Here is an 8835-nt window from a genome sequence, read left to right as displayed (position 1 = left end):
TTCGACTCCAGTCGTGGGCACTTAAGCTTCCCCGTAAAAAGGGAGGCTTTTTTCGTTTATGAAGTACTTCACATACATATTATACTCCGAAGCCTTCGACACCTTCTATAAAGGACAGACAAATAATGTACTTGAACGACTCCACCGCCATAATTCCGGAAGGGAAAAAACCACGGCACGCTATCGACCATGGAAACTTGTTTGGTTTACCGAAAAGAAAAACAGGGCCGACGCCATGGCCCTTGAAAGAAAACTTAAGAACCTCACTAAAGAACGCACCAAGGAATTCATCGCAAAATATAGCAAGGATGCTGGTTCTGATGTTTAGCTCGCTAAAATCAGAATGCTGACCGAAGCGTCAGCATTCGACTCCAGTCGTGGGCACTTAAGCTTCCCCGTAAAAAGGGAGGCTTTTTGTTTTTAGTTTAGACCTAATTTTGGATTTTAACGTTCCTTTTTGATATCCGCACCAAATAAATTCTATATTTGTTTAAACTTTTCATATAAAGTATGAACAATATTAAAAAGAATTTCAGTATCCGGGATTTGGAAAACCTATCGGGGATAAAGGCACATACCATACGGATTTGGGAAAAAAGGTATAATCTACTTTCCCCTGAAAGAACCACGACCAATATTAGGACCTACAGTCTTCAAAGTTTGCAAAAGCTATTGAACATCACCCTGTTATATAACAACGGACACAAGATATCAAAAATAGCAGAATTGAAAGAGGCTGATATTCCTGTAAAGGTCAAGGAAATCGCGACTGTTCAAAACAGCAAAAACCATGTTTTGAATGCCTTTAAAATGGCGATGATAAATTTTGACCAAACCCGTTTTGCGATTACCTATAATGGTCTATTGGCAGACCACTCCTTTCGTGATATCTTCAAAAATTATTTCATTCCCTTACTTCATGAGCTTGGACTTTTATGGCAAACCGATACGATTACCCCCGCCCATGAACATTTTATAACAGGATTGATCAAACAAAAAATACAGGTCAATATAGAAAAGTTACAGATCAATGAACCCACAAGGAAGGACAAAACCTTTGTTTTGTATTTACCAGAAGGTGAAATACATGAAATAGGATTATTATACCTTAATTATGAGATTTCATTGCAGGGCTACAAGTCCATCTACCTTGGCCAATCCATCCCTTTGGATAATTTAGGGGAGTTGATGGGGTTGGTTGAAAACATTTATTTCCTATCTTACTTCACAGTTGCACCCTCCAAGGATAAAATAGAAAAGTATATTGAAGGACTTTCCCAAGCGATTGTAAAGGATATAGATTGTCAAGTTTGGTTATTGGGTCGGCAAACCCAATATTTAGAGTTGGACAACCTTTCCCCAAACATAAAAATATTTGATTCCATAGAGCAATTGGTAGCACAGGTTCAAAATTAAAAACCCTTAGACTAAAATAATAAAATGGATAAAAAAGTTGTCATAATCGGTTCGGGGTTCTCTTCGCTTTCAGCGTCCTGTTATTTAGCCAAATGGGGTTTTGATGTCACTGTGTATGAAAAAAACAGTACGATTGGCGGTAGGGCAAGTCAAATGGTAAAAGACGGATTCACTTTTGACCTAGGGCCAAGTTGGTATTGGATGCCCGATATTTTCGACAAGTTCTTTGCCGACTTTGGAAAGCAGACCAGCGACTACTACACCTTGCATAAATTGAGTCCGGCCTATAAAATATTCTTCTCGGACGATTCGATTACCATTGGTGATACTATGGATAAGATCTGTTCGGAATTTGAAAGAATAGAGAAAGGGAGTTCCGTTCATTTAAGGAAATTCATTTCTGACGCCCAAGAAAACTATGATATTGCCATAAATAAGGTTGTACTTAAACCTGGATTATCCCCTTTTGAACTTATCACCACAGACACCATTCAAAAGGTTGACCAGTTTTTTAAAACCATCAGTGGGGAGGTCAGGAAAAAATTCAAAAACCCAAAATTGATTTCCACGTTAGAGTTTCCTGTCCTTTTTTTGGGAGCAAAACCCAGTAATACACCCTCATTTTATAGTTTTATGAACTTTGCTGACTTCGGTTTGGGAACTTGGCATCCCGAGGGAGGCATGTATGAGATCATAAAGGCAATGCATGCTTTGGCTTTGGAGCTTGGGGTAAACTTTCATGTAGATAGTCCTGTTGGCAAGATCCGTGTTACTAATGGCAAAACAATCGGTATTACGGTCAATGATCAGGATATTGATGCTGATTTTGTGCTCAGTGGAGCCGATTACCATCATTCCGAAACATTACTTGAACAAAAATACCGACAGTACAGTGAAAAATACTGGGATCAAAGAACTTTTGCACCTTCCTCCCTGCTGTTCTATGTAGGTTTAAACAAAAAACTAAAGAATGTTGAGCATCATAATCTCTTTTTTGACACTGATTTTGAGCAGCACACCTATGACATCTATGACAAACCGCAATGGCCAAAAAAACCATTGTTCTATGCGAATTTTCCGTCGAAAACGGATTTAACCATGGCACCCAAGAACTGTGAAACAGGATTTTTTCTGATTCCCATTGCTCCCGGACTCGAAGACACCCCCGAATTGAGGGAACAATACTTCGACCTTATTATGAAAAGGCTGGAGGCCAGAACCGAGCAAAACATCAAGGATGGAATATTATTTTACGAATCTTTTTGTGTCAATGATTTTATAGAGAAATACAATTCCTATAAAGGTAACGCCTATGGTATGGCAAATACCTTGACCCAAACCGCTTTTTTAAGACCTAAATTGAAAAGTAAAAAAGTTAAAAACCTATATTTTACCGGACAATTGACTGTTCCAGGGCCGGGCGTACCCCCTTCCCTGATTTCAGGAAAACTTGTATCAGAATTAATCTCAAATAACCAATAAGCAATAAAATGAAGGCATTATTCGACAAAGTATCCTATGATTGCAGTAAGCGAGTGACACAGACTTACAGCACTTCATTTTCACTTGCCACAAAAATGTTGGGTGCTTCCATTCGTCCGGACATATATAATATTTATGGTTTTGTGCGATTTGCGGATGAGATTGTAGATAGTTTCCACGGCTATAAAACCGAGGAACTTTTCAATGATTTTGAACAGAGCCTTAAATATGCGCTTGAGCATAAAATCAGTATGAATCCTATTTTGAATTCATTTCAACATACATACCACAAATATCAAATTCCATATCACTTGGTCGAATCGTTTATGAAAAGTATGCGTATGGACTTGACCAAAAACACCTATTATTCCGAAAAGGAATACAAAGACTATATTTATGGTTCTGCCGATGTGGTTGGACTCATGTGCCTAATGGTTTTTGTTAAAGGAGATCAAGAAAAATACGAGTCCCTGAAAGATTCCGCCATGTCATTGGGCTCCGCTTTTCAAAAGGTGAATTTTCTAAGGGACTTAAAGGCCGATTTCGAAGTATTGCACCGCTCCTATTTTCCGAACACGGATCTGAACCAGTTGGACGAGGATTCAAAAAGAAGGATCATCAATGAAATAAAGGATGATTTCCAAAGGAGCTATGGCGGTATCCAGCAATTGCCCAGGGAGGCTAAATTAGGGGTCTATACCGCCTATAAATACTATTATAGATTATTGGGTAAATTGGAAAAAACCCCTTCAACCCAAATTCGCCAAGCCCGAATAAGGGTTCCCGATTATCAAAAATTTGGACTTTTGGCGGAGTCTTATGTCAATTTTAAATTAAATTTGGTTTAAGATGAACATCGCAATAGGCATACTTATTTTTTTACTCGTTTTTTGCTTCATGGAGTTTATGGCGTGGTTTACGCATAAATATATCATGCATGGGTTTTTATGGAATCTACACAGGGACCACCATAAAAAAGACCACGATTCCTGGTTCGAACGCAACGATACCTTTTTTATTTTCTATGCCATAGTAAGTATCTCATTCTTCTATGCAGGGGCCAATACCGATTTCTGGTATGGCTGGCCTATTGGTTTTGGTATTATGGCCTATGGAGCCGCTTACTTCATAGTGCACGATATTTTTATACACCAACGTTTCAAAATGTTCCGGAACGCAAATAACCGGTACTCAAAAGGGGTACGAAGAGCACACAAAATGCATCACAAACATTTAGGAAAAGACAAAGGGGAATGTTTTGGGATGTTATTTGTTCCCTTTAAATACTTTAAAAAGAATTAAGCTACTCCTGAAGTAATCCATCCAGGATATTTCGCACTTCCGCACTATTCCAATCTGCGTAGCCTGTCTTGGCAATCATAATCTTACCTTTCCTATCAATAATGTAGGTCGTAGGTAACATTTTAGCCGTTAGCAAACTTGGGGCCTCGGTCTTAGAAAAATAAACAGGCAGATCATAACCTTTCTTCGATATAAAGGCCGTTACCTTATCGGGCTTGTCCTGCGCAACACACATAAATACGATTTTATCGCCATAATCATGGTACAAAGTTTGAAGACTTGGCATCTCGGCAATACAAGGAGGGCACCATGTGGCCCAATAATTCACAAGAACCACCTTACCCTTAGCCTCTTCAAAACCAAAACTACGCCCATCGACATCTGTCAGTTGCCAGTTGTAATCATCAACATTCAAGTTCAATTCCTGCTTCACAACCGCCGAACCGGAAGACAATAATCTGCTGGCAAAAGTACTTACATACCCAATTATTGGGGTAAATAAAACTACAACGATCCCAATGATCAAGACAATGTTCCCCCATTTTATCTTCTTAATTCCCATTGGGGGGCCTCTTAATCAATTCGGTCAATAGATTCTTTACCTTACTGCTATCCCAATCTGCAATATCATTTTCCCTAACCACAATATAACCATCCCGATCAATAATGTAGCTTCCGGGTGGCTCAAGAATATCAAAAGGGGCCGGTTCACCGATAATCATATACGTAATGGGGAATGTGAACTTTTTAAGCCGCATAAATTCTTCTACGGGAGGTCTTTCCTCATTGGTGATGATATAAAAATCAACCCGAGCACCGAATTCATCATATAATTTCTGTATGCCGTTTAATTCGGCCTCAGAAGGCAACATCCATGAAGCCCAAAAATTGATGAACACCACTTTTCCCTTGGACCTTTCCATGTTGAAAAAATCCCAATTGGGATCCTTTAATTTCCAGTTATAGGATGGAATCTGCTTTCTTGATGTCTCGACAATAATATCGGGGGTAGAAGCAAAAAGTCGATTTAAGAATATTTTACCGAAATGTCCTAAAGGAGTAACGAAAAAAGACAGAACAAAAGCAAATAGCAATATATTAAGTACTGTTTTTCTTTTAACTATCATTATCTGGGGGTTTACCCAAAACTAAAAAACTCCCGACGAAAATCGGGAGTTTTTATCAATTAAAAAATAGTATTTCAAAACAAATCAATCTAGCTAAGCCAGCTTATTGATTATGCAGCATTTTCCCGTTTGATAACATTCAATGCCGAACCTTCCTTAAACCAACCAATCTGTGATTCGTTATAGGTATGGTTTGCCATGATAGTATCCTTGGAACCATCGGCATGAACAACTTCAATGGTCAATGGCTTGCCTGGTGCAAAATCGGCAACATCGACAAAGTTAAAGGTATCATCTTCCTGAATCAGGTCATAATCACTTTCATTGGCGAACGTCAAGCCCAACATTCCTTGTTTCTTAAGGTTGGTCTCATGAATCCTCGCGAACGATTTAACCAAAACAGCGGCAACACCCAAATGTCTAGGTTGCATGGCCGCATGTTCCCTTGAGGAACCTTCCCCATAGTTATGGTCTCCCACAACAATGGATTTTATGCCTGCTGCCTTATAAGCCCTCTGGGTGTCGGGCACCCCTCCATATTCACCGGTCAATTGGTTCTTCACGAAGTTCGTCTTCTTATTAAAAGCGTTGACCGCCCCAATCAAGGTATTGTTGGCGATATTATCCAAATGTCCACGGAAACGCAACCAAGGTCCGGCCATAGAGATATGGTCGGTGGTACATTTACCAAAGGCCTTGATCAGTAATTTAACCCCTTGTAATTGTTCTGGGGTGATTGGTACGAAAGGCTCTAACAATTGCAGTCTTTCTGAAGTAGGACTAACCCTGACCTCTACACCTGAACCGTCTTCGTCGGGTTCTAAATAACCCGCATCCTCAACAGCAAAGCCTTGAGGAGGAAGTTCTATACCCATTGGCTCATCCAATTTAACCTCTTCACCATCCTCGTTGATCAAAGTATCGTGCATGGGGTCAAAATCCAATCTTCCTGAAATTGCAATGGCAGCTACCATTTCTGGGGAACCGACAAAAGCATGGGTATTTGGATTACCATCTGCCCTTTTTGAGAAGTTACGGTTAAACGAATGGACAATGGTATTCTTTTCATCCCCTTTTAGGTCACTTCGGTCCCACTGACCTATACATGGTCCACAAGCATTGGTAAAAACCGTTGCACCTAAATTCTCGAAAGTCTCAAGAAGTCCATCACGTTCGGCGGTATATCTAATTTGTTCCGATCCCGGGTTGATACCGAAGTCCGATTTTGGTTTGATTTTTTTGTCAACAGCCTGTTTTGCTATGGATGCTGCACGGGATAAATCCTCATAGGAAGAGTTGGTACATGAACCTATCAATCCCCAATCCACTTTAAGTGGCCAATCGTTCTCTCTGGCCTTTTTCCCTAATTCACCAACTGGTGTGGCTAAATCCGGAGTAAATGGACCATTCAAATGTGGTTTCAATTCATCCAGGTTGATTTCAATGATCTCATCGAAATATTGTTCTGGATTTGCATAAACCTCAGCATCGGCTGTCAAATATTCCCTAACGGCATTGGCTGCATCAGCTACATCATTTCTATCGGTAGCCCTCAAATAACGCTCCATAGAATCATCATAACCAAAGGTAGATGTAGTGGCGCCAACTTCAGCACCCATGTTACAAATGGTTCCTTTACCTGTACATGAAAGGTTTTTAGCCCCTTCACCAAAGTATTCTATAATAGCTCCTGTACCTCCTTTAACGGTAAGGATTCCGGCTACTTTCAAAATAACATCCTTAGCGGATGTCCACCCTGAAATGTTTCCTGTCAACTTAACACCTATCAGTTTTGGGAATTTCAATTCCCAAGCCATACCGGCCATTACATCAACGGCATCAGCACCACCAACACCGATGGCTACCATTCCCAATCCACCTGCATTTACAGTATGCGAATCGGTACCGATCATCATTCCTCCGGGGAACGCATAGTTTTCCAAAACCACTTGGTGAATAATACCTGCTCCCGGTTTCCAAAATCCAATTCCATATTTATTCGAAACCGATTCCAAAAAATCGAAAACCTCTGCACTCGTTTTATTAGCAACTTTTAAATCTGCAGTTGCGCCACTTTTTGCCTGGATCAAGTGATCACAGTGTACTGTTGTCGGAACGGCCACTTTTGGCTTCCCGGCCTGCATAAACTGCAATAAAGCCATCTGTGCTGTCGCATCCTGACAAGCAATACGGTCCGGGGCAAAGTCTACATAATCCTTACCTCGTTCAAAAGCCTTGGAAGGCTTGCCTTCCCATAAATGGGAGTATAAAATTTTCTCAGACAGGGTAAGTGGTTTACCGACTATTTCACGTGCCTTGTCAACACGGCTAGCCATATTAGCGTAAACACTTTTGATCATTTCGATATCAAATGCCATTATTATTGAATATTTAGAATTAAATTATTTAAGCGAAATTAAGAAAATCCATGTCGCAAATAAAATTTTTATTCAAGGATTAATATGATTTTTATCATTTGCCAACAACAATGGCAACTTTAATGAAAAAACATTGAAAAGTATTCAATGTTTCAACGCCCTGAATAATGCGAAATCAAAAAAGTCTTCTAATAATATCCTCTTCCGATATACCTTCAGCCTCTGCCTTGTAATTCTTGATAATCCTATGACGAAGGATACCCATGGCAACGGCCTGCACATCTTCAATATCAGGGGAGAATTTCCCATGGATGGCGGCGTGTGCCTTTGCCCCCAAAATCAAATTTTGGGATGCCCTAGGTCCAGCACCCCAATCGAGGTACTCTTTAATGAAATCAGGGGAAGTCTCAAGGTTAGGTCTTGTTTTGCTCACAAGGGTAACCGCATAATTGACCACATTGTCAGGTACTGGAATACGACGTACCAAGTGTTGCACTTCCAAGATTTCCGCTGCATTGAAAAGGGCGTTTATTTGAATGGTCTCGTCCGAAGTTGTGGCTTTCACCACTGCGATCTCCTCTTCGACTGATGGGTATTTCAGTTCTATAGCGAACATAAAACGGTCCAATTGTGCCTCTGGAAGGGGATATGTGCCTTCTTGTTCTATAGGGTTCTGCGTTGCCAAAACGAAATAGGGCAACTCCAACTTATGTTGATGTCCCGCAATAGTCACCGCCCTTTCCTGCATGGCTTCCAATAAGGCCGCTTGGGTTTTTGGTGGGGTTCTATTTATTTCATCCGCTAAAATAATATTGGAAAAAACAGGTCCTTTAATAAATTTGAACTGACGGTTTTGATCTAAGATCTCACTCCCCAAGATATCACTGGGCATTAAATCGGGAGTAAACTGTATTCTTTTGAAGTCGAGGCCCAAAGTTTGTGCAATGGTATTTACCATTAGCGTTTTGGCCAAACCCGGAACACCGATAAGCAAGGAATGCCCCCCCGTATAAATAGACAACAGGATCAGGTCGATAACATCATTTTGCCCAATAATAATCTTCGCTATTTCCTCTTTTAGGTCAGCATGTTTCTGTACTAGTTTATTAATGGCCGCTACGTCTGACATC

9 protein-coding genes are annotated in these 8835 nt (G+C 40.3%); 5 read left to right on the top strand and 4 right to left on the bottom strand.

Features of this window, described 5'->3' with window-relative positions; translation table 11 throughout:
* Positions 1 to 58 precede the first annotated feature (58 nt).
* The 5 genes from HPE56_RS15540 (at position 59) to HPE56_RS15520 (ending at position 4200) form a co-directional block, all read left to right on the top strand.
* A complete protein-coding gene (locus tag HPE56_RS15540; protein ID WP_188244661.1) occupies positions 59 to 328 on the top strand; it encodes a GIY-YIG nuclease family protein in 270 nt (89 codons plus the stop codon).
* 182 nt (positions 329 to 510) lie between these two features.
* A complete protein-coding gene (locus HPE56_RS15535) occupies positions 511 to 1416 on the top strand; it encodes a MerR family transcriptional regulator (RefSeq protein WP_188244660.1) in 906 nt (301 codons plus the stop codon).
* 24 nt (positions 1417 to 1440) lie between these two features.
* The gene (locus HPE56_RS15530) at positions 1441 to 2898 is read left to right on the top strand and encodes a phytoene desaturase family protein (RefSeq protein ID WP_188244659.1); all 1458 of its coding nucleotides are present in this window, start codon (positions 1441 to 1443) and stop codon (positions 2896 to 2898) included.
* A gap of 8 nt (positions 2899 to 2906) precedes the next feature.
* Positions 2907 to 3746, top strand: a complete 840-nt coding sequence (locus tag HPE56_RS15525) for a phytoene/squalene synthase family protein (protein WP_188244658.1) — start codon at positions 2907 to 2909, stop codon at positions 3744 to 3746.
* A 1-nt stretch (position 3747) separates the two neighbouring features.
* Positions 3748 to 4200: a sterol desaturase family protein gene (locus HPE56_RS15520; protein WP_188244657.1), complete on the top strand. Its 453-nt coding sequence runs from the start codon at positions 3748 to 3750 to the stop codon at positions 4198 to 4200.
* Between the two features lies 1 nt (position 4201).
* Here the strand turns inward: HPE56_RS15520 and HPE56_RS15515 are convergent, their stop codons facing one another.
* The 4 genes from HPE56_RS15515 to HPE56_RS15500 all read right to left on the bottom strand — a co-directional run bounded on the left by HPE56_RS15515 (position 4202) and on the right by HPE56_RS15500 (position 8834).
* On the bottom strand, positions 4202 to 4762 hold the full coding sequence (locus tag HPE56_RS15515; RefSeq protein ID WP_188244656.1) for a TlpA family protein disulfide reductase: 561 nt from the start codon (positions 4760 to 4762) through the stop codon (positions 4202 to 4204).
* Positions 4752 to 5327: a TlpA family protein disulfide reductase gene (locus tag HPE56_RS15510; protein ID WP_188244655.1), complete on the bottom strand. Its 576-nt coding sequence runs from the start codon at positions 5325 to 5327 to the stop codon at positions 4752 to 4754. Before HPE56_RS15510 ends, HPE56_RS15515 begins: the two co-directional genes overlap by 11 nt.
* 110 nt (positions 5328 to 5437) lie before the next feature.
* Complete coding sequence (locus tag HPE56_RS15505; protein WP_188244654.1) at positions 5438 to 7705, bottom strand: aconitate hydratase; 2268 nt, start codon at positions 7703 to 7705, stop codon at positions 5438 to 5440.
* Positions 7706 to 7880: 175 nt separating this feature from the next.
* Positions 7881 to 8834 (bottom strand): AAA family ATPase, encoded by a 954-nt coding sequence (locus tag HPE56_RS15500; protein WP_188244653.1) that lies wholly within the window; start codon positions 8832 to 8834, stop codon positions 7881 to 7883.
* Between the last annotated feature and the right edge of the window lies 1 nt (position 8835).

This window comes from Maribacter aquimaris, assembly GCF_014596745.1.
GTDB lineage: Bacteria > Bacteroidota > Bacteroidia > Flavobacteriales > Flavobacteriaceae > Maribacter_A > Maribacter_A aquimaris.
This window is presented reverse-complemented; position numbering and strand designations above follow the sequence as displayed.